Raw genomic sequence first — 19958 nt, forward strand, 5'->3', positions numbered from 1 at the left:
CCGGATCCGTAAATTCAGCTTTCGCACGCTTTCTTCATGCGGCCGCGCTCTTCAGGCGGCGTCGCCCGGCAATGCGGGCGAAGACATCGATGGTCCGGTCGATCTCGTCGACGGTCGTCGTCGGCCCGATCGAGATACGCAGCGCGCCGAGCGCCGGATCTGCCCCCATCGCCATCAGCACATGGCTCTGGCCGACCTTGCCCGACGAACAGGCGGAGCCGGCGGAAAGGGCGACCCCTTCGAGATCGAAGGCGATCTGTCCCGTCTCGGCCTTGAGGCCGGGAAGGCTGAAGAAAGTGGTGTTGGCAACGCGCGGGCTGTTCGCGCCGTGGATCAGAACGTCGGGCGCGGCATCGCGCATCGCCGTTTCGAGCCGGGAACGCAACGCCGTCACATCGGCGGCATAGCTGTCGAGCGCCGCCTTCGCATCACGCGCGGCAGCGCCGAAGCCGGCCAGGGCTGCCGGGTTTTCGGTGCCCGAGCGATGGCCCTTCTCCTGGCCGCCGCCATGAATAAGCGCTTGCGGCATCAAAACCTCGCCGCGCGCCACCAGCGCACCCGCCCCCTTGGGACCGCCGATCTTGTGCGACGCCAGAATGACGAAATCCGCACCGAGATTTGCGATCGACACCGGGATACGGCCGACCGCCTGGACGGCATCAACCACGAGCAAGCCGCCAGCATCCTTTACACGGGCGGCCACCGCCGCGATCGGCTGGACCACACCCGTCTCGTTGTTGACGAGCATGACGGCCACCATCGGCAGGCCCTCCCCGTTCGGATGATCCGCCAAGGCCCGATCGAGCGCATCGAGATCGATGGTTCCGGCCGGGGTGACGGCAAGTTCGTGGACGCGATCCTTCGGGAACCGGCCGCCCTCGCGCACCGCAGGATGCTCGATCGCGGAGACGTAGAGCCGCCCAATGCGAAGCGGCGTCCGGCCCATGCGGAAATCGGGCGTCAGAACCATGTTGGCCGCTTCCGTCGCGCCGCTCGTAAAGGTGACGCAGGCAGGCTCGGCATCGCAGAGCGCGGCCACATCCCGTCGCGCACCCTCGATCAGCGTCTTGATGCGGCGACCCTCCGCATGGACCGATGAACCGTTTCCGGTCAGGTCGAACGCGGTCAGGAACGCATCGCGCGCGGTGGCCGACATCGGCGCCGTTGCGTTCCAGTCCATGTAGATCCGCGTCGTGGTCATATCGACCGCCTGTACCTTCTTCCGCGCAAGCTCGTGCATGCCGGGACGTGTTCTTGCCAAATGCGCAGGCCGGCCCATCTTAACCGAGGCCGGCACCGCATTTTCCTTGAAGTTTTCGCTGCGCTTGCCGTAAGAGACGACACCGGCACGCAGGCCGTGCCAAGTTTTGAATGGTTCTAAACTGGTTCTAGAAAAGCTGAGTGCTTTCGTCAAGACTGCTCGGCTGTCTTATCCGCAACTTGGAACCATGCTCACGCCGGAGACCCAATGCCCGAAGTCATCTTCAACGGACCCGCTGGCCGACTGGAAGGCCGTTATCAGCCTTCCAAGCAGAAGAATGCGCCGATTGCGATCGTTCTGCACCCCCACCCCCAGTTCGGCGGGACGATGAACAACCAGATCGTCTATCAGCTCTTCTACATGTTCCAGAAGCGCGGCTTTACGACGCTCCGGTTCAACTTCCGCTCCATCGGCCGCAGCCAGGGCGAGTTCGACCATGGCGCAGGCGAACTGTCGGATGCCGCTTCGGCGCTGGACTGGGTGCAGAGCATGCACCCCGACAGCAAGAGCTGCTGGGTCGCAGGCTATTCCTTCGGATCGTGGATCGGCATGCAGCTGCTCATGCGGCGCCCGGAGATCGAGGGCTTCATCTCGGTTGCTCCGCAGCCCAACACCTACGACTTCTCGTTCCTGGCCCCCTGCCCGTCGTCCGGCCTGATCATCAATGGCGATGTCGACAAGGTGGCGCCGGAGAAGGACGTCAACACGCTGGTCGAAAAGCTGAAGACCCAGAAGGGCATCCTGATCACCCACCGCACCGTGCCCGGCGCCAACCATTTCTTCAACGGCCAGGTCGACACGCTGATGGGCGAATGCGAAGACTATCTCGACCGTCGCCTGAACGGCGAATTGACGCCGGAGCCCGCTGCAAAGCGCATCCGCTAGACGGCTCGCGCAAGGAGAGACCGAGCCGGATCGATCCCTGTGCGGCGGCTCTCGGAGCTGTCGCTGCGGCGGCCGACGCCGGGACGACCATCAGCGCGGCTCGTCGCGGCCTTCGCCCGCGGAGCGCCGATGCGGGTTCGGAAAAACCGCGCGCGGACGACAAGGTCTACGGCGCGGCGCTCCCCCGGTCCGACACCCTGAAGGTCAGGCCGGATCCCGGACGCCGTCCATCGTCGAGAGAACACCCCCGCTCACCGCCGCGCGCACACCTGTCGTTCCCGGAAACGTCAGCGGCAGCCCGCGCAGCGAGCGCACGGCGAGATAGGCCCAGGCCTCGGCTTCCATCGCCCCGCCATCAAGCCCCACCATATCGGACGACAGCACCCGGGCGTCACGTGCCGCCGCCAGCGCTGCGAAGTCGTTCATGATAGCAGGATTGAGCCGGCCGCCGCCCGAAACGATATAGGTCTTCGGCGCGACCGGCAGGTGTCTTGCGCAGGTGAGGATGGCGGCGCCGGTCACGTGCGCCAGCGTTCGCGCCCCGTCGGCCAGCGAGACCTCTCCCATCGCCGGCGGCGCAAAATCGCCGCGATCGAGCGAGCGGCGCCGGTTGTCCTTGAAGAAGGCGTGATTGAGATAGCGGGCGACGAGGTCGGGGACGATGGCGCCGGACGCCGCAATCGCACCGCCCGTGTCGAAGGTGCCGCCGCCATGCGCTTCCACCCACTGGTCGATCAGCATGTTTCCCGGACCGCTGTCGAAGGCGCAGAGATCTCCATCTTCGCCAACATAGGTCACATTGGAAATGCCCCCGATGTTGACGAACACCACGGGCTTTTCGAGGTCGCTCGCAAGGTTTGCGGCAAGCGCGCGGTGATAGACCGGAATGAGGGGCGCGCCTTGTCCGCCCGCCACCATGTCCGCAGCGCGCATGTCGTGGACGACGTCGATGCCCGTCTCCGCCGCCAAGAGAGTCCCGTCCCCGATCTGAACGGTCAGCCCCGCATCCGGCCGATGCAGGATCGTCTGCCCATGAAAGCCGATCACGTCGATATCGCCGGCCTTCAGCCCGTTGGCATGCAGGAAGTCGTGAACGGCAACGGCGTGCAGCAGCGTCAAATCCCGCTCGATCCTTGCGAGATCTCCCGGGCGCTCTTCCCGCTGCCGGATCGTCTGGGCCATGACGAGCGCCGCCTTCAAGCGGTCCCGGAAGCCCGTGTCGTAAGATAGCCCGTGAGAGGGGCCGCGACGCACGACGGCCTCGCCATCGGTCTCCAGCAGGGCGATGTCGATCCCGTCCATGCTGGTGCCGCTCATCAGCCCGATCGCCGTCTTCACCATCGCCATGCCGCTCTCTCCGCCCGAATCGCATCCAGCGACCTTGTCGGCAACATTCATGACCGAGACGGATGCACTTCGCAAAAAACAATGCTAAAGGCCCGGCTTCCGCCAGATTAAAGAGTTCACGCCATGTCCAGGTTCACGTCCGATTTCCTCCGCACCCTCGACGAGCGCGGCTTCATCCACCAGCTCTCCGACGAGAGCGGGCTGGACGCGCTCTTCCGGAAAGAGGTCGTGACGGCCTATATCGGCTATGATCCGACTGCATCCAGCCTGCATGTGGGGCATCTCACGCAGATCATGATGCTGCATTGGCTGCAGGAAACCGGCCACCGGCCGCTGTCGCTGATGGGCGGCGGCACGGGCATGGTCGGCGACCCCTCCTTCAAGGAGGAAGCCCGCAAGCTGATGACGGTGGAAACGATCGAGGAGAACATCGCCTCGATCAAGCGCTGCTTTGCCAATTACATCGACTACGACAAGCCCGGGAATGCGGGACTGATGGTCAACAATGCCGAATGGCTGCGCCCGCTCAACTATCTGGAATTCCTGCGCGACGTGGGACGCCATTTCTCCGTCAACCGCATGCTCTCCTTCGACAGCGTCAAGACAAGGCTCGACCGCGAGCAGTCCCTGTCCTTCCTCGAATTCAATTACATGATCCTGCAGGCCTACGACTTCGTCGAGCTGGCCAAGCGGTACGACTGCCGCCTGCAGATGGGCGGCTCGGATCAGTGGGGCAACATCGTCAACGGCATCGACCTCGGCCACCGCATGGGAACGCAGCAGCTCTACGCGCTGACCTCGCCCCTGCTCACCACCGCGTCCGGCGCGAAGATGGGCAAGTCCGCTTCCGGAGCGATCTGGCTCAACGCCGACCTTCTGCCGGTCTATGACTTCTGGCAGTACTGGCGCAACACGGAGGATGCCGATGTCGGCCGCTTCCTGAAGCTGTTCACGACCTTGCCGATGGACGAGATCGCCCGGCTGGCGGCGCTCGGCGGGGCGGAGATCAACGAGGCGAAGAAGACGCTGGCGACGGAAGTGACCGCGATCCTGCATGGCCGCACGGCCGCTGAGGCTGCCGCTGAAACCGCACGCAAGACCTTCGAGGAAGGCGCGCTGGCGGAAGACCTGCCGTCGATCACCATTCCCGCGGGCGAGCTCGAGGCGGGCCTCGGCCTGCTCACGCTGATCGTCCGTTCGGGCCTTGCAGCCTCCAATGGCGAAGCACGCCGCCATGTCCAGGGTGGCGCCGTCCGCATCAACGATGTCGCCATCTCCGACGAGCGCACGTCCATCGGCATAGGCGAACTGACCAGCGACGGCGTGATCAAGCTGTCCCTCGGAAAGAAGAAGCACATCCTCGTCCGCCCCGCGTGAGCTGTCATATTTATAAGACATTTCGCATATAGACCTGATGCCACGATCAATCTGGCATCGGGTCACAGCATGCGCATGCGTCTGCCGCTTCTCGCACCGTCGAGCGTCATGTCTTCAGCGGAAGCGCGCCGGCCTGTCACGGCCCCGTTTGCGGTTTTCGTCGGTGACAAGGATGAGGCGCTGTCGCCCGAGGCCAATGGGTTGGCGCTCGCGCGCGATCTCGAAGGCCGGGCCGAGTTGCATATCATGGCGAATGCCGGTCATTTCACCCTTCTTGCGCCATGCACGGAGGACGCGATGCGCGAAACCCCCGCCCTCTGCACGGATCGTCCCGAAATCGACCGCGCCGCTCTTCACCGAGACGTCAACCAGGAGATCGAGCGCTTCTTCGACAGCCATCTCGGAAGGTCCTCGCAGTGAATGGAGGTGCCACGCCTTCGGGAATGGCCCTCAGTTGAATTCGAAGATGTTGCGGAACACGCCGGGGGCGATGATCGAGAGCGGATTGATCGTCAGGTTCGGCTTGGCGAACGAGCCGGTGAGCTTGAAGGTGATGCCGAGCAGGCCCCGATCGCGGCCGTTTCCGAGCAGCGTGCCGATCAGCGGCAGTTCGCTGAAAAGACGGTTGAGCCCATAGGCCGGCATGAACGTGCCGGTCATGTCGATCTTGCCGTTGGGGTCGCGCACCACGCCCTGGAACGTGGCGCCGACGTCGTTGCCGCGTACGACGCCGTTGTCGAGCGCGATCTGACCGCCGTCGAGAGCGAGGTTCGCAAACCCGCGCTCGAACTTCACGGAACTCAGGTCGATGTCCTTCTTCACCGCCTCCTTCAGGCTCTGGCCGTTGGATCCCGACGGGGACGACACCATCGACTGGAGGCGCTGCTCGTTGACGAGCGCGAATTTGCGCAGGTCGAGCGTCCCCCGCCAGGAGTTGCCCCCGCGATCGCGGAGCTTCAGATTCAGGAGACCCCCGCGCATGTTGGCATAGATATCGGCAAACCGCGCCAGGGCGCCGGCGTCTCCGCTTGTCAGTTGCACGATGTTGTCGGCGCCGGAACTCACGAGATCGCCGACCACGGCCTGCCCGGTCGACGTCACGGCCTTCAGCTTCAGCCCCTCGATGGCCCGCCCGCGCGCGACATAGGACAGGTCGACATTGGAGAGCGTTTCGGAATGAAAGCCTTGCACGTTCTGGAGCGATGCATCGATCGACACGCGCTTGGCGGCAGCCTGCGAGACGTCGCCCTTGCTGCCGGGAGATTTTAGGCTGTCGATGACGGATCGGATATCGGCCGAACTTCCGTTGACGATCACCCCGTAGCCGCTTTTCTGCCGTTTGACCGAAACCGCATAGTTATCGCCGGCCGCCAGACGCACGGAGGTCAGGTCGGCCGCCGCAAGACCCGCTTTGTCGATCGTGATCGACCCGCCTGCTCCAAAGCTTTCGCCGGCAATCTTGAAGTCGCTGATCGACGTCACCCCGTCCTTGGTGATGGCCGACAGGCTTGATGTGGCGGCCACGCCGGGTCCCTTGCTCCAGCCGATCCACGGAAGCGAAAGGCTGGCGTTTTCCAGGTCGACCTTGACCACCTGCCGGTCGCCGTCCTGCAGGTCCACGTCCAGACCGACGGGACCGTCGACGATCCCGTTCAGTCCCGGCGCGAATTTCGCCAGCGCACCCTCCGACAAGGTTCCCGAAACGGTGCGGCTGCGCTTCACCGGGCTGTTCGCGCCGATCGGTTCCACCGCGTCGAGCTTCATCGTCACGCCGTCGACGCCTGCCTTCGCGTCGAGCACGGCGTGCTGAGGATCGATGCGCAGCGTGCCGTCGATGTCGGAGATCGCCCGCCCGGCCATGGCCGGCTTCAGCGAGACGCCGTTGAGGCGCATCTGCGCCTGCCACTCCGGTGCGGGCGGGTTCTGGTCGCGGACGAGCCCGAATCGCGCCCCCACATCCGCGGTCATCGGACCGGAGAAGTCCTCGGCCTTGAACGGCGTCTTCTGCAGGGCCTCCAGCGGCCGGTAGCTGACGAGTTCGGCAATGGCATCCGCCTGGCCGGTGACCTGCAGCTTGAGCTCGGCCATCAGCGGTTTGGCATAGGTGTTCGGCAGGATGAAGTTGCCGGTATTGACCGCAACCGTTCGCCCGGACGGGAAGTAGGCGGTCCCGCCGTTGATATCCACGTCGGCGCGTTCGCCGCGCAGACTGAAGTGCCCCGTGGCGTCCCGCAGCGGCGGAATATCGCCGGCAATATTGACACGCGCGCCATCGATACCGAAATCGATCATCAGCTCGCCGGCCCCGAGTTCGACCGGACCGGCCGTCTCGGCGAGACGCCCCTCCTCGATCGCCACCTCGATCTTGCCGTTTTTCACGGCGCCGCCGAAAATGTTCGAGATGACCCAGGCGCGTGCCTTCTTGCCCACCCACCATGGCCAGAGCTGCTTGATGCCGGCCGTCTGCATGTCCGTGGTCAGGCCTGCGAAGTTGATCTGCGGCGATGTGCTGGAGAAGGCGATCGACAGGGAGCCGGCGAAGGTGCCGAGCTTGCTGGAGACCGTCAGCTCGCGAAACAGCAGGGCATGCCGCTCCGACTGGAAGTCGCCCGCGATCTTGGCATCGAAGGTCAGCGGTGGTTCGTTGACGTCGACAGGCGCGGAGGTTCCGCCCTGCACCAGCACATCGATGCTGAACCCCTTGGGGAGGGCGAGCGACAGCGGGTCGGACGGCGGCGTGGTCTCCGCGAGCGTCGCGGCGGGCGTCATGGAAGCGGCGCTCGTGGAATCGATGTCGCGGATGGCGCCGCTGAAGGGAAAGACCGACGCGCCGAGCCGGACGGTCGACGGCTTGACCTCGATGCTGCCGCGATCGAAATCATAGGCAAGGTTGACGTCGGACGGCAGAAGATCGGACTGCAGGCCGCCTGCGACGAAGGCCCCCTGGTCGAGAGCGCCGGACATGGTGAGTTCGGGTGCAATGCCCGCGCCGCCGCGCACGGCCGACAGGTTGACCGAAGCCTTGGTATCCAGCCCGAACGGCGGCTCGGTCTGCGTTTCCGCACGGTAGAGCAGCGCCGACGTCGGCAGGCCGGTCAAAGCCCCGCCGAGACGCACGATCCGTCCCTTGTCGCTGTCGGCCGTCAGCTGCAGCGCCGTCGGCGTTCCGTCGATCGCGGCGTCACCGCGGATGGTCATGGATCCGTTTTCCGCGCGCGCGAAATCGAGCGAGTGGACGTCGAGTTTCACCACCCGGTTGCGCGGTCCGGAGAGCGGCAGCATCACGTCCGCGATCCGCACAACCTGCGTGCCGCTGCGGGCGATCAGGCTCGAGATCGTGTCCATCTGGGCAAAGATCGCTTCCATCGCCCCGCTGACGTCGGCGATCCGCACGCGCGTGAGGTCGAGCGGCTTGCCCTGCGGCAGGATGGCCGGCGCCAGACGGGCGCCCTCGGCCTCGATCCGGGACACGGAAATCCGGCCCGACAGAAGCGCGAGCGGATCGAGCTCGATGAACACGGACTCCGTGGTCAGAAGCTGTTCGTCGGACGCGCGCCGCTTGAGGGACACATCCTGCGCCTTCAGCGCCAGCGCCCCGTCGCCCGTCAGGCGAACCACGGTGCTCGAGACGTCGACATGATAGGCTTCGCCGAGCGCGTTGTTCAGCGCCGTCTGGGCGCGCGCGTTGAGGATCCGGTCGATCCCGCCGGCCTCCACCGCGACCACCAAGCCGGCAGCAAGCAGGATCAGGAGACAGACAAGGCCGAGCAGCCCCTGCAGGCATCGACGCGGCCAGCGACGACGCGTGGTGCCATGCAGAATGCAGGGGTCGTGCGCCTGGGCCGATGGCAGCGAATGCAAAGCGACGATGTCTTCCTTGCGAAAGACGGTCTTCTCACCCCTTATCTCACTCATGAGCGGTGTCGGCCTCTGCAAAGGTCGAAAAATGCATCTCTCGGCAAAATCCCGTGGCTCGAGGCGTAAGCCTATACTAACAAATCAGTGGGTCGCCTTGCGCATCCTGCCTGTCGGCGGATGCTGCGGCAACCCGGCGTTCGCGCTGTGGACCTCGCCCGCGCATGTCGATGACCAGGATGGAGGAGGCGAGCCGTCGATCCGCCGTCGATCATCCGTCGTGACCCGAGGGGATGACGACATGTTGCCTTGCACCATATAAGTGAGGCGACAAATAGTCGAAACCACCGCATCGATGAAAATAGCGGACAATCGCTTGGAAACAGGAGCTCCCATGACCGTCATCTCCAAAGGTGCCAAAGCCCCGGACTTTACCCTGCCGCGCGATGGCGGCGGAACGGTTTCGCTGGCCGAACAGGCGGGCCGCCAAGTCGTCCTTTTCTTCTACCCCAAGGACGACACTACCGGCTGCACCGCTGAATCGATCGCGTTCACCGCCCATATCAAGGCCTTCGAGGCGGCCAACGCCGTCGTCATCGGGATGTCGCCCGATTCGGCGAAGAAGCACGACAAGTTCGTCGCCAAGCACGACCTGGCCGTGATTCTCGCCGCCGACGAGGACAAGGCCACGCTCGAGGCGTATGGCGTCTGGACCGAGAAAAGCATGTACGGCAAGAAATACATGGGTGTGGAACGCACCACCGTGCTGATCGGTCCCGACGGCATCGTCACCGAGGTCTGGGAGAAGGTGAAAGTGCCCGGCCACGCCGAGGAGGTTCTCGCCGCCGTGCAGGCCGCAGCCGCGTGACGGGAACACGGATGCCGGACCCGACGGATCAGGCGTCGTCCGCCGACTGTGGCAGCACTGCGTCTCTCGCCATGCGCTCGCTCCGCGATGGAGCGGCGCTCGCCATCCGCGCCGCCGATCTCGACCGGAAGGCGGATCTGGCGCAGGAGGCCGCCCGGAGGTGGAGCGAGCGGCGCCTGTCTTTGCGCTCCCCGCTGGACACCGAGGTCCCTGCCCGGCCCGGACGCCCGGCGAGGCCGGAACTCATTCCGCCGCAACGCGTGCCGCGCCGCGCGCTGACCACGCTGCGCGGGCGCATCGCACTTCTGCATGCGATTGCCCATATCGAGTTGAACGCCGTGGATCTGGCGCTCGACATCGTTGCCCGCTTCGCGACCGAACGCGTCCCGAACTCGTTTTTCGACGGCTGGATGCGGGTGGCTTTCGAGGAGGCCAAGCATTTCCGGCTGGTGCGGGCCCGCCTGCGCGACCTCGGCGCAGACTATGGCGATCTGCCCGCGCATGACGGGCTCTGGCAGGCGGCGCACGACACCCGCAACGACCTGACCGCACGCCTTGCCGTCGTTCCCCTCATCCTCGAAGCCCGCGGCCTCGACGTAACCCCGGCTCTTCAGGAAAAGATGCGCCAGTCCGGCGACGACGCAAGCGCCGCCGTGCTCGACATCATCTACGAGGACGAAAAGGGCCACGTCGCGGTCGGCGCCAAGTGGTTTCGCTTTCTCTGTGCCCGCGAGGGCAAGGATCCCGCCCGGACCTTCCAGGAGCTCGTGCGCGCCAACTTCCGCGGCCCCCTCAAGGCACCGTTCAACGATGTCGCACGTGCCGAGGCGGGGCTGACACCCTCCTTCTACCGCTCGATGACCGCGTCGGTGAATATCTGACGCCCGGTCTATCGCAGCGGCAGCAAGCAAATATTAACCTTAACAAGGTCTACTCTTCCCCACAGCAAGTGCATGCGGCGGGAGTGAATTGTGTCTCAGAGTTCGGGAAGCCCGATATTCGGCAAGCGCAAGGAACAGCCGATCCTGATCCTCGCCCGCGGCGAAAAAGTCCATCATATGACGGTCCGTCCCTGGATGACCGCGGTCGGCGTCTCCATCGGCGCGCTGTTTGCTGTCGGCTATCTCGCTTCGACCTCATATCTCGTCCTGCGCGACGACCTCATCGGCGGCACCATGGCGCGCCAGGCGCGCATGCAGCACGATTACGAGGATCGCATCTCCGCCCTGCGGGCCCAGGTCGATCGCGTCACCAGCCGGCAGCTTCTCGACCAGCAGGTCGTGGAGGAGAAGGTCGAAAAGCTTCTTCAGCAGCAGCAGGCCCTGACCTCGCGCCACGGCAAACTCGGCTCCCTCATCGGGCGCGCTGAGGAATCAGGCCTGGCCGATCCCGGCAAGGACGAGACCGAGACGGAGAAGCATGCCGATGCAACCGGCGGCATCCAGGCCATCGAACGCCTGATGGGCCTCGCTGCGAAAACCGCACCGAAAGGGCCGGCGCTCGCCTATGCTGCGCCGTTTTCCCGCGCCGATGCGCGTGGCGGCGATACGATCACGGACCGTGCCGACCGGCTCTTCTCGCGCGTCACGCACTCGCTGAAAGACATCGAGCGCTCGCAGAAGGACAGGATCGCCCAACTGACCTCCGGCGCCATCAACGCGACGGACGCGATCGAAACGATCGTCGCCCGCACCGGTCTTTCGGTCACGCCGGATCCGGCAGACGCCGAAGGAGCTCGCGCGACAGGCGATGACGCCGACATCCGGTCGGGCGGCGACGATACCGGCATGGGCGGGCCCTACGTGGCCCCGGAGACCAAGGACGTGTTCGATCGGCAACTGGTGGAACTCGACACGGCTCTCGTTCGTCTGGAACAGGTGCGCGGAGAAGTCCGCAAGCTGCCCTTCAGCAACCCGGCCCCGCAGAGCGACATCACCAGCCAGTTCGGCAACCGGATGGATCCCTTCCTCGGGCGTCTCGCGCTGCATGCCGGCATCGACTTCCGCGTCGCCATCGGCACCGGCGTCCGATCGACGGCGCCGGGCAAGGTGGTGGTCGCCGGGCGCAACGGCGGTTACGGCAACATGGTCGAGATCGATCATGGCAACGGCGTCAGCACCCGCTATGGCCATCTCTCATCCATTCTCGTCAATGTCGGCGATGTGGTCACGGCAGGGGACGTGATCGGCCGCTCGGGGAGCACCGGGCGTTCGACAGGCCCCCACCTGCACTATGAAGTCCGACTGCACGGCGATGCCGTCGACCCCATGCGTTTCCTCAATGCCGGGATGAAGCTCAGCACCTATATCGACTGAGCCTCTTCCCAACGCGCCATTCCGACCCATATTCAGCGTATCCGAGGTGGATTTTCCGTCTCGGAGCGTCTCGATTGCCGCAAAGCGCCAGTTTTCTTGACTTTCCGCGAGCGTAGGCCTAAGAGCGCCCACGACGGACCTCGAGAGCGCGGCCCGCGGCACCAGAGTTCGTTTGAACCGGAACGGAAACAGATTTCCCTTTGACAACGTTTGCTGATCTTGGCCTGAGCCAAAAAGTTCTCTCCGCCGTCACCGATGCGGGTTATACGATCCCGACGCCTATCCAGGCGAACGCCATTCCGCCGGCGCTGATGCGCCGCGATATCCTCGGTATCGCGCAGACGGGAACGGGCAAGACGGCCTCCTTCGTGCTGCCCATGCTGACCCTTCTCGAAAAGGGTCGTGCCCGGGCGCGCATGCCGCGCACCCTGATCCTCGAGCCGACACGGGAGCTTGCCGCGCAGGTCGCCGAGAACTTCGAGAAGTACGGCAAGAACCACAAGCTCAACATCGCGCTCCTCATCGGCGGCGTCTCGTTCGACGAACAGGACCGCAAGCTGGAACGCGGCGCCGACGTGCTGATCTGCACGCCCGGCCGCCTGCTCGACCACTGCGAGCGCGGCAAGCTGCTGATGACCGGCGTCGAGATCCTGGTGATCGACGAAGCCGACCGCATGCTCGACATGGGCTTCATTCCCGATATCGAGCGCATTGCAAAGCTCATTCCCTTCACGCGTCAGACCCTGTTCTTCTCGGCCACCATGCCGCCGGAGATCCAGAAGCTGGCCGACCGCTTCCTGCAGAACCCCGAGCGTATCGAGGTCGCGCCGCCCTCCTCGACCGCCAAGACCGTGACGCAGCGTTTCGTCGCGACCCACGGCAAGGATTACGAGAAGCGCGCTATCCTGCGCGATCTCATCCGCTCGCAGGACGAACTCAAGAACGCGATCATCTTCTGCAACCGCAAGCTCGATGTCGCCGATCTCTTCCGTTCTCTCAGCCGCCACGGCTTTTCGGTTGGCGCCCTTCACGGCGACATGGACCAGAGCTCCCGCACGAAGATGCTCGCCGGCTTCAAGGACAATGCGATCACGCTGCTGGTCGCCTCGGACGTCGCCGCCCGCGGCCTCGATATTCCCGATGTCAGCCACGTCTTCAATTTCGACGTTCCGATCCATGCTGAGGATTATGTTCACCGGATCGGCCGCACGGGTCGCGCCGGACGGTCGGGTGCCGCCTTCACGCTGGTCAGCCGGCGCGATGTGAAGGCTGCCGATGCGATCGAAAAGCTGATCGGCCAGAAGATCGAATGGCACAATGGCGGTCTCGACGACCTGCCGGCGCCGATGGAAAGCACCGAGTCCGGTCGCCCCGACAAGAAGGGTGGCCGCGACGGCAAGCGCCGAGGACGCGAGCGGGAGCGCGATCATGCCCCCCGCCATGTCGTCGATCACAATCCCGACGCACCGCGCCCATACGGCACGCGGCCGGATGGCTACAGCGCCGAAAGCTACAAGCCGGATGCGGCGAAAGCGGACGGCGTCAAGGCCAGCAGTCACATGTCCGACATCAAGACGGACGATACTCCCCTCGAAACCGTATCGGCGCAGCCAAGGATCGAACCCGTGAGAGCAGAACGCAAGGCAGACCCGAAGCCGCAGAACGCCGGCCCCCGGAACCATCGCCCGGCGTCTCCGGCGAACGACGACAATCGTGACCGCCGCAACCGCTACCGTCGCGATCACGACGACGGCCCGACCCCGGTCGGCTTCGGCGACGAGATCCCCGCATTCATGCTGGTTGCAGGCAAGGCCTGATCGGCGATCGATCCATCGGAAAAGCGTGGCGCGTCCCCGACCGCCACGCTTTTTGCGTTTGGAATGTCCGCGTCTAAAGGGCGACACCACTGTCAGCCCGCCGGGATCGTGAAGGAGCCCTTGATGTCCCTGCCCTCGTCCGCCTCTTCCCCCGCGTCTCCCGGCATCGACTTTCCCGGCGTCGGCTGTGGTCTTGCCATCCTGCGCGACAACCAAATCCTTCTCTGCCGGCGACTGAAAGCGCCCGAGCGCGGGCACTGGACGATCACCGGCGGCAAGGTCGACCTGATGGAGGACAGCCGGACTGCGGCGCGGCGCGAGGGCGTGGAGGAAAGCGGTCTGATCATCGGTCCGGCGATCGATTTTCTCTGCGTCAGCGAGCAGGTGCTCGAGCAGGACCGGCAGCACTGGATCTCGCTCATCTATGTCACGCACGACACGACAGGCGATCCACAGGAAACCGAGCCGGGCAAGCTGGCGGACATCGGATGGTTTGATCTCGATGCCTTGCCCACGCCCCTTTCGCGCTTTGCAGCCGATGCGATCTCGGCCATCCGGGCGCGTTAGCCCGAACTCGCCGACCGGACTGCCGCGTCATAGGCAAGCCGCGCCCAGCGGGTCATTTCATCGGGATCGTCGAGCGCCTGATCGGGAATCGACCAGTAAGGCATGAACACCGGCTTCTTGCCGGCCCTGCCCGGGTAATGCCACTGGCGCGCGCCCGCAGCCTCGAACAGAGGGGCCGTGTCGCGATCGGCTTTGAGCATCAGCTCGCTGTTGAGGTCGATCGCCACGATCAGGCCGTTGCGATAGATGCCCTTGCCGCCGAACATGCGCTTGATCGTCACCGGACCCAGTCCGGAAAACAGTTCCTCGATCGCGTCTGCGTCCATCGACTACCCCTTCAAGACGCCTCCAGCTGCCGCGATCGCCTCCGGCGTGTCAAGATCGAGATGGGCTGCCGCGCCGATATCGACATCGACGACGGGAAGATTGCCGGTCTCGATCACATGCCGGGCGCCGACGTCCCCCTCGAGCTTGCGCAGCGCGGGAAAGAGCGCGCGCGGCAGAATGACCGGGTTGCCGCGCTTGCCGCGATGGACGGCCCGCACCACGGCTTCGCTGGCATTGTCCTCGAAAGCCGCGTTCAGCCGTCGAAGATCCTCAGGCGTGACGCCGGGCATATCCGCCAGGAGCACCAGCATCCCGTCCGGCTCGACACCGATGTGGTCCAGGCCGGCGATCAGCGACGAGGCCATGCCGGATGCAAAATCCTCATTGTGTGCAAGCGTGAGATCGAGCCCGGATAGCGCCGCCCGGATGTCGGCCTCGCGGTGGCCCGTCACCACGGTGACCGGGCCCGTGCTGGCGGCAAGCGCCACCTCCGTGGTTCGACGCACGAGCGGCACGCCGCCGAATTCCGCCAACAGCTTATGATGCCCGTCGACCCCCATGCGGCTGGCTTGACCCGCAGCAAGAACGACCGTGCGCACGACGAGGCGACGCTCGACCGGATGATCCCGTCCCTCCGTCTCGCTGCGGGCACGCGGCCGCGGCCGGGTCGGGATCTCCGCCAGCAGTCCGCCGACGCCCATCCCCGTGATCTCACTTGCGCCGATGGTCTCCCCCGCAACGATCCGGTCCAGCACCCAGTCAAAGCCGTTTTCCTTCGGGCTGCGCGCGCATCCGGGGGCTCCGATGATCCTGACCGTGCCGATGGTGCCGAGCACCAGCAGGTTTCCCGGATCGACAGGCATGCCGACGTGATCCACCCGGCCACCGGCCGCGCGGATCGCCGCGGGAATGACGTCCTGCGCATCCGTAACCGCAGAGGCTCCAAAGACGATCACCAGTCTCGGTCGTTCTCCGGGCTCGGCAAGGGCCGTGCGGATGGCCTCGGCAACGGCGTCCGCCCGGTGGGCAACGCGCGCCTCGCTCGTCAGCCGGCTCCCCGAGCGCCGCAGCCGGTCTTCCAGGACGCGGCGCGTCTTGTCCATCACCTGCGGCTTCAGCGAGGGCAACCGGGTGGCGACGAGCGAAACGTCATGCGCGGCAAAAGGTTTGACGGCGAAGGCGGGCCCCTCCGCGAGAATGGCCGCGGCCCTCTCGGCGCGCTGGCGGTCCACCGCAAACGGAATGATCTTGATCGTCGCCACCATGTCCCCCGCACGCACCGGCACGTGATCGGCAAGACAGGCGAGCGTGATGGCCGGATCGACGCGGTTGAACCGGTCCACCCGTTCCCGTGTCGCGACGAACAGTCCATCGACGGCAGCGTGCAGGTTGAGCCGGCCGGTCGAGGCCGGCGAAAACGTCAGGTGATCCGGCGCGATCGCCGTTCCGACCAGCCTTGCCGCCTCGTCCTCGCCGATATCCCCGGGCTCGAGGCGCGCAACCACGATTTCGCGCAGGCCGATCTCCGCAAGCGCGGCAAGATCGGCGCCGGCGAGACGTCGTCCCTTCGCGAACCGCCCATCGGGAAGCGCCACGGCATGCGCCAGCACGGCGCCCTCTGCCTCCTTGAGAGGAACGGGACCGAACCTCATGCTTCCAAGGTTTCCGCGCCTTCGTGCGCAACAGCCACGCTGTCGGGGCTCGGTCGCGTCCGCAGTGACTGGATGATGTCGGCGAGAATCGAAACGGCGATCTCGGCCGGTGTCGCCGCCCCGATGGAAAGGCCGATCGGGGCCGATATCCGCGCCAGGCTCTCCGGTGGCAGACCGAGCGCCTGAAGGCGCTCGATCCGCCGCCCATGCGTCTTGCGGCTGCCGAGCGCGCCCACATAGAAGCATCCGGCCTCCAGCGCCGCCTTCAGCGCGCCATCGTCGATCTTCGGGTCGTGCGTGATGGCGGCCACCGCCGTATAGGCATCGAGCGGCCGACCCGGCAGGACGTCTTCCGGCCACTCCGCAACGAGATCGACGCCCGCGAAGCGCTCCGGGGTCGCGAAGGCCGTCCGCGGATCGATGATCAGGGTGGCAAAGCCTGCGATCTCGGCCATCGGCACCAGCGCCTGGGCGATGTGCACGGCGCCGATGATCACCAGACGCGGCGGCGGCCTGTAGATGTTGACGAAGGAGCTTCCGTCGGCGGACAGCCGCGAGATTCCCGAGGAGAAGGCCGTCCGGACCTCATCGGGCGCGCTGTCGCCCTCGGCGAAGACGGTCGTGCGCCCCGTGGCAAGCTCGGTCCAGGCGACCACCGCATGCCGGGTGGCGCGCAATGTGTTGAGCCGGCTAAGAGATGCTTCATCGATGTCCCCGCCAAGTGTCTGGACGAGGACCCGGATCTGTCCTCCACAGGAGAGGCCGACCTGCCAGGCCCTCTCGTCCGCGACGCCGAAGGACAGGATCCGAGCTGCCCCGCTCTCGATCACGTCCGCGGCCTCGGCCACCACCGCCCCCTCGACGCATCCTCCGGAGACCGAGCCGTCGAAATGCCCGTCGGCATCGATGACGAGATGGCTTCCGACGGGCCGCGGTGCCGACCCCCAGGTCTCGATCACGGTCGCCAGCGCGACGCGCCGTCCCGCCGTGTTCCAGTCCTGCGCGAGCTGGAGAGGATCATGTGCCTGTGCATCGAGTGTCATGGAAATGTCCCTGATTGTGGAACCGGCGCGCGGGTCGAGGCGACCCCATGCCGCAATGGCTCTCATATAGGGCGTCCATCCCGGTTTTCAGCCTCGGCCCTCCCGGCAGACCACAGATCGGCCACGGCGGACGATCGATCACGCGCGGGACCGGTCAGGTGCGGTGGATTCCGTCAAAGACAGCGAAAACATGGGCATGTCGTCGCCAGGCTGCTGTTTTCCTTTGACGCGGGTTGCGGGATTGCCGAACATGCCGGGGCATGTCGACCGTGCCGGAAATGCGGGCGATGTGCCCGTGCTCGCGGGTCCGACATCCGGTCGAAGCCCTGGCCGGCCCGTCGAAACCCTGGTCAAAACATCCGTCCTCTCAGCAGCGTTGAAAGTCCCATGTTCCGCGTTCTCTTCGTTCTTCTCCCAGCCGTTGCGCTCGGGTTCGCCGGCGCATCCGGGGCCGCGGCCGCCGGCTTGAAGGTGGGCGTCGTCGCGCCGGTCGAAGGACCGCTAGGGGCGCTGGGGCGGCAGGTTCTCGAGGGAGCCCGGTTCCAGGCCGAAGCGCGCGGCTCGGAGGTCGTTTCCATTCCCGAAACCTGCGAGGCAGGTGATGCCGAAGCCTTGAAGGCCGCTGTTGCCGCGGCCGCCGCCGAGGCCCTGATCGGCTTCCTGTGCACGGAGAGCCTCGACGCCGTCCTGCCGACGCTCGGCGGCACGGGCGTCCCCGCCATCAGTCTCAGCGTCCGGTCCGATGTGCTCATGGAGAATGTCCGCAAGAACGGATGGCCGTTCTACCGGCTCGTGCCGAACGCGCGCAAGGAGACCGAAAAGCTGACGAGCGTCATTCTGGAGCGCTGGAAGGGCGAGCCGCTCGCGCTCATCGATGATGGCACGATCCATGGTCGCGATCTGGTGGAAGGCGTGCGCGCCGCCCTCGCCGAGATGGGCCTCACACCGGTGTTCTCCGACACGTTCCGGCCGGCGCAGGAGCAGCAGGTCAGCCTCGTACGCCGCCTTGCCCGCAGCGGAGCGACGCATGTCCTGATCGGCGGCGACCGCAGCGATGTCGCGATCATCGCGCGGGACGCCGTGAGCGAGAAGCTGTCGCTGACGCTGCTCGGCGGGGAAGCGCTCGATGCGGCGGACCAGCCGGTTCCTCTTGCGGACGGCGTTCTTGCGGTCACGCTCCCCGATCCCGAAACCCTGCCGGACGCCGCGCAGACGGCAGGCGCGATGCGCGCGGCAAACATTGTGCCTGAAGGCTACACCCTGCCCGCCTTTGCGGCGATGAGCCTTCTGGAGCAGGCCAAGGATCGCGCGTTGAAGGATGGCACGCCGCTCGCCGACGCACTTTCCAAGGCTGCCTATCCGACCGTGCTCGGTACGATCCGCTTCGATGCCGGACACGAGCTCGCAGACAATCCCTACCGCCTGATGATGTGGCAGCAGGGGCGCTTCATCGACGCACCGCCCGCAACCGAGTGAGGCTGCAGATGCCGGTGCAGCGTAGCCCCCTGAATGCGTTGACCGATGTTCCGGGACTTGCGGTCGGCCACGCGCAGGATGATCGCCTGAAGTCCGGGGTCACGGTCATTCTCTGCGATCCCCCGGCGGTTGCCGCCGTGTCGATTCTCGGCGGCGCGCCGGGGACGCGCGAAACCGACCTCCTCGAGCCGCACAACAGCGTCCAGACGGTGGACGCGCTCTGCCTTTCCGGCGGCTCGGCCTTCGGGCTCGATGCCGCGTCCGGCGTTCAGGCCGCGTTGCGTGCCATGGGTCGCGGGCTGGCCGTGGGGCCCGCCATCGTCCCGATCGTCCCGGCGGCCATCCTGTTCGACCTCAACAATGGTGGCGACAAGGATTGGGGGCTCTATGCGCCCTATCGCGACCTCGGCTTCGCCGCCGCCATGGCGGCCGGCATCGAGGTGGCCACAGGCAGCGTCGGCGCGGGAACGGGTGCAACGACCGCGAACCTCAAAGGTGGGCTCGGAACGGCATCGACCCTTCTTGCAAGCGGCATCGCGGTCGGGGCTCTCGCAGCCGTCAATCCGCTCGGATCGGCCACCATCGGCGATACCGCCTGCTTCTGGGCCGCGCCCTTTGAATGTGATGGAGAATTCGGCGGTCGCGGCCTGCCCGCCCCGCTGCCCGCCAACGCAACGGCCGTTCGCACCAAGCTCGATGCCGTCGCACCGATGGCCAACACGACGATCGCCGTCATCGCGACCGATGTCTCGCTGACGAAGGCTGAAGCCAAACGTCTCGCCGTGGCAGCCCATGACGGCTTTTCCCGCGCGCTCTGGCCGTCGCATTCGCCGCTCGATGGCGACCTCGTCTTTGCCGTTTCGACCGGTCGGCGACCCGGAAACCTCGATCCCGCAGCGTTTCTCGATCTCTGCGCCGCTGCTGCATCGACGATGGCCCGGGCTATCGCGCGCGGGGTTCACGACGCGACGGCGGCCGAAGGCGACCTTCGTCCCTGCTGGCGCGACCTGCACGCCGCGTCCGCCTGAGAGGCACGGAGGCCGTGCCGCGACATTGCCGCTCTCGGCGACCAGTGCTACTGCATCGGCATTCGGGCGGGAATCGGCTCGGACAGCGATGATGCAGTCGTTCTCCTCGCGTCGGTCGCGAAGGAAACACATTCCGGAGA

Annotated in this window: 16 protein-coding genes; 10 read left to right on the plus strand and 6 right to left on the minus strand. The window is 65.8% G+C overall.

Annotation, left to right across the window (positions count from 1 at the left end; translation table 11 throughout):
* Positions 1–34 precede the first annotated feature (34 nt).
* The gene (locus ASG25_RS11440) at positions 35–1201 is read right to left on the minus strand and encodes a cysteine desulfurase family protein (protein ID WP_062474517.1); all 1167 of its coding nucleotides are present in this window, start codon (positions 1199–1201) and stop codon (positions 35–37) included.
* Between the two features lie 267 nt (positions 1202–1468).
* Here ASG25_RS11440 and ASG25_RS11445 point away from each other — a divergent pair, with 267 nt between their 5' ends.
* The gene (locus ASG25_RS11445) at positions 1469–2146 is read left to right on the plus strand and encodes an alpha/beta hydrolase (protein WP_062473597.1); all 678 of its coding nucleotides are present in this window, start codon (positions 1469–1471) and stop codon (positions 2144–2146) included.
* Positions 2147–2350: 204 nt separating this feature from the next.
* Here ASG25_RS11445 and ASG25_RS11450 read toward each other — a convergent pair whose 3' ends face one another.
* Positions 2351–3493, minus strand: a complete 1143-nt coding sequence (locus ASG25_RS11450) for an anhydro-N-acetylmuramic acid kinase (protein ID WP_062474519.1) — start codon at positions 3491–3493, stop codon at positions 2351–2353.
* Between the two features lie 123 nt (positions 3494–3616).
* Between ASG25_RS11450 and tyrS the strand changes: the two genes are divergently transcribed.
* Positions 3617–4870: a tyrosine--tRNA ligase gene (gene tyrS, locus ASG25_RS11455; protein ID WP_062473599.1), complete on the plus strand. Its 1254-nt coding sequence runs from the start codon at positions 3617–3619 to the stop codon at positions 4868–4870.
* Between the two features lie 69 nt (positions 4871–4939).
* Positions 4940–5290, plus strand: coding sequence for an alpha/beta hydrolase (locus ASG25_RS11460; protein WP_062473601.1), 351 nt, complete (start codon positions 4940–4942; stop codon positions 5288–5290).
* Positions 5291–5320: 30 nt separating this feature from the next.
* On the opposite strand, the gene ASG25_RS11465 is transcribed toward ASG25_RS11460, so the two are convergent.
* Positions 5321–8785 (minus strand): DUF3971 domain-containing protein, encoded by a 3465-nt coding sequence (locus ASG25_RS11465; protein WP_062473603.1) that lies wholly within the window; start codon positions 8783–8785, stop codon positions 5321–5323.
* 334 nt (positions 8786–9119) lie between these two features.
* Here ASG25_RS11465 and ASG25_RS11470 point away from each other — a divergent pair, with 334 nt between their 5' ends.
* The 5 genes from ASG25_RS11470 to ASG25_RS11490 all read left to right on the plus strand — a co-directional run bounded on the left by ASG25_RS11470 (position 9120) and on the right by ASG25_RS11490 (position 14292).
* Positions 9120–9593, plus strand: coding sequence for a peroxiredoxin (locus ASG25_RS11470; RefSeq protein ID WP_062473605.1), 474 nt, complete (start codon positions 9120–9122; stop codon positions 9591–9593).
* A 71-nt stretch (positions 9594–9664) separates the two neighbouring features.
* Complete coding sequence (locus ASG25_RS11475) at positions 9665–10474, plus strand: ferritin-like domain-containing protein (protein WP_062474522.1); 810 nt, start codon at positions 9665–9667, stop codon at positions 10472–10474.
* 90 nt (positions 10475–10564) lie between these two features.
* Positions 10565–11908, plus strand: coding sequence for a M23 family metallopeptidase (locus tag ASG25_RS11480; protein ID WP_062473607.1), 1344 nt, complete (start codon positions 10565–10567; stop codon positions 11906–11908).
* Positions 11909–12108: 200 nt separating this feature from the next.
* Entirely contained in the window at positions 12109–13725 is a 1617-nt protein-coding gene (locus ASG25_RS11485) for a DEAD/DEAH box helicase (RefSeq protein WP_062473611.1), read from the plus strand.
* Between the two features lie 123 nt (positions 13726–13848).
* Positions 13849–14292, plus strand: coding sequence for an NUDIX domain-containing protein (locus ASG25_RS11490; protein ID WP_062473613.1), 444 nt, complete (start codon positions 13849–13851; stop codon positions 14290–14292).
* Here the strand turns inward: ASG25_RS11490 and ASG25_RS11495 are convergent.
* Genes ASG25_RS11495 through ASG25_RS11505 form a run of 3 tightly spaced genes read right to left on the minus strand, consistent with a single transcriptional unit; the run spans position 14289 to position 17314 of the window.
* Positions 14289–14618 (minus strand): TfoX/Sxy family protein, encoded by a 330-nt coding sequence (locus tag ASG25_RS11495; RefSeq protein ID WP_062473616.1) that lies wholly within the window; start codon positions 14616–14618, stop codon positions 14289–14291. The two genes, ASG25_RS11490 and ASG25_RS11495, sit on opposite strands and share 4 nt — an antisense overlap.
* Positions 14619–14621: 3 nt before the next feature.
* Positions 14622–16271 carry a molybdopterin-binding/glycosyltransferase family 2 protein gene (locus ASG25_RS11500; protein WP_062473619.1) on the minus strand — a complete coding sequence of 550 codons (1650 nt, stop codon included), beginning with the start codon at positions 16269–16271 and terminating at the stop codon, positions 14622–14624.
* A complete protein-coding gene (locus ASG25_RS11505) occupies positions 16268–17314 on the minus strand; it encodes an XdhC family protein (RefSeq protein ID WP_062473620.1) in 1047 nt (348 codons plus the stop codon). The genes ASG25_RS11500 and ASG25_RS11505 overlap by 4 nt, the downstream gene beginning before the upstream one ends.
* A 387-nt stretch (positions 17315–17701) precedes the next feature.
* Between ASG25_RS11505 and ASG25_RS11510 the strand changes: the two genes are divergently transcribed.
* Together ASG25_RS11510 and ASG25_RS11515 are read left to right on the plus strand one after the other, a co-directional pair.
* Entirely contained in the window at positions 17702–18790 is a 1089-nt protein-coding gene (locus ASG25_RS11510) for an ABC transporter substrate-binding protein (protein ID WP_062473621.1), read from the plus strand.
* 8 nt (positions 18791–18798) lie between these two features.
* Positions 18799–19818 carry a P1 family peptidase gene (locus tag ASG25_RS11515; protein ID WP_062473623.1) on the plus strand — a complete coding sequence of 340 codons (1020 nt, stop codon included), beginning with the start codon at positions 18799–18801 and terminating at the stop codon, positions 19816–19818.
* Positions 19819–19958: the final 140 nt, after the last annotated feature.

The organism is Rhizobium sp. Leaf384 (assembly GCF_001424065.1).
Classification (GTDB): domain Bacteria; phylum Pseudomonadota; class Alphaproteobacteria; order Rhizobiales; family Rhizobiaceae; genus Ferranicluibacter.

Excerpts from the sequence above, each read along its gene's own strand:
- ASG25_RS11440 (WP_062474517.1), bottom strand. The coding sequence starts at position 1,201 with ATGACCACGACGCGGATCTACATGGACTGGAACGCAACGGCGCCGATG.
- ASG25_RS11445 (WP_062473597.1), top strand. The coding sequence starts at position 1,469 with ATGCCCGAAGTCATCTTCAACGGACCCGCTGGCCGACTGGAAGGCCGT.
- ASG25_RS11450 (WP_062474519.1), bottom strand. The coding sequence starts at position 3,493 with ATGGCGATGGTGAAGACGGCGATCGGGCTGATGAGCGGCACCAGCATG.
- tyrS (WP_062473599.1), top strand. The coding sequence starts at position 3,617 with ATGTCCAGGTTCACGTCCGATTTCCTCCGCACCCTCGACGAGCGCGGC.
- ASG25_RS11460 (WP_062473601.1), top strand. The coding sequence starts at position 4,940 with ATGCGCATGCGTCTGCCGCTTCTCGCACCGTCGAGCGTCATGTCTTCA.
- ASG25_RS11465 (WP_062473603.1), bottom strand. The coding sequence starts at position 8,785 with ATGAGTGAGATAAGGGGTGAGAAGACCGTCTTTCGCAAGGAAGACATC.
- ASG25_RS11470 (WP_062473605.1), top strand. The coding sequence starts at position 9,120 with ATGACCGTCATCTCCAAAGGTGCCAAAGCCCCGGACTTTACCCTGCCG.
- ASG25_RS11475 (WP_062474522.1), top strand. The coding sequence starts at position 9,665 with ATGCGCTCGCTCCGCGATGGAGCGGCGCTCGCCATCCGCGCCGCCGAT.
- ASG25_RS11490 (WP_062473613.1), top strand. The coding sequence starts at position 13,849 with ATGTCCCTGCCCTCGTCCGCCTCTTCCCCCGCGTCTCCCGGCATCGAC.
- ASG25_RS11495 (WP_062473616.1), bottom strand. The coding sequence starts at position 14,618 with ATGGACGCAGACGCGATCGAGGAACTGTTTTCCGGACTGGGTCCGGTG.
- ASG25_RS11500 (WP_062473619.1), bottom strand. The coding sequence starts at position 16,271 with ATGAGGTTCGGTCCCGTTCCTCTCAAGGAGGCAGAGGGCGCCGTGCTG.
- ASG25_RS11505 (WP_062473620.1), bottom strand. The coding sequence starts at position 17,314 with ATGACACTCGATGCACAGGCACATGATCCTCTCCAGCTCGCGCAGGAC.
- ASG25_RS11510 (WP_062473621.1), top strand. The coding sequence starts at position 17,702 with ATGTTCCGCGTTCTCTTCGTTCTTCTCCCAGCCGTTGCGCTCGGGTTC.
- ASG25_RS11515 (WP_062473623.1), top strand. The coding sequence starts at position 18,799 with ATGCCGGTGCAGCGTAGCCCCCTGAATGCGTTGACCGATGTTCCGGGA.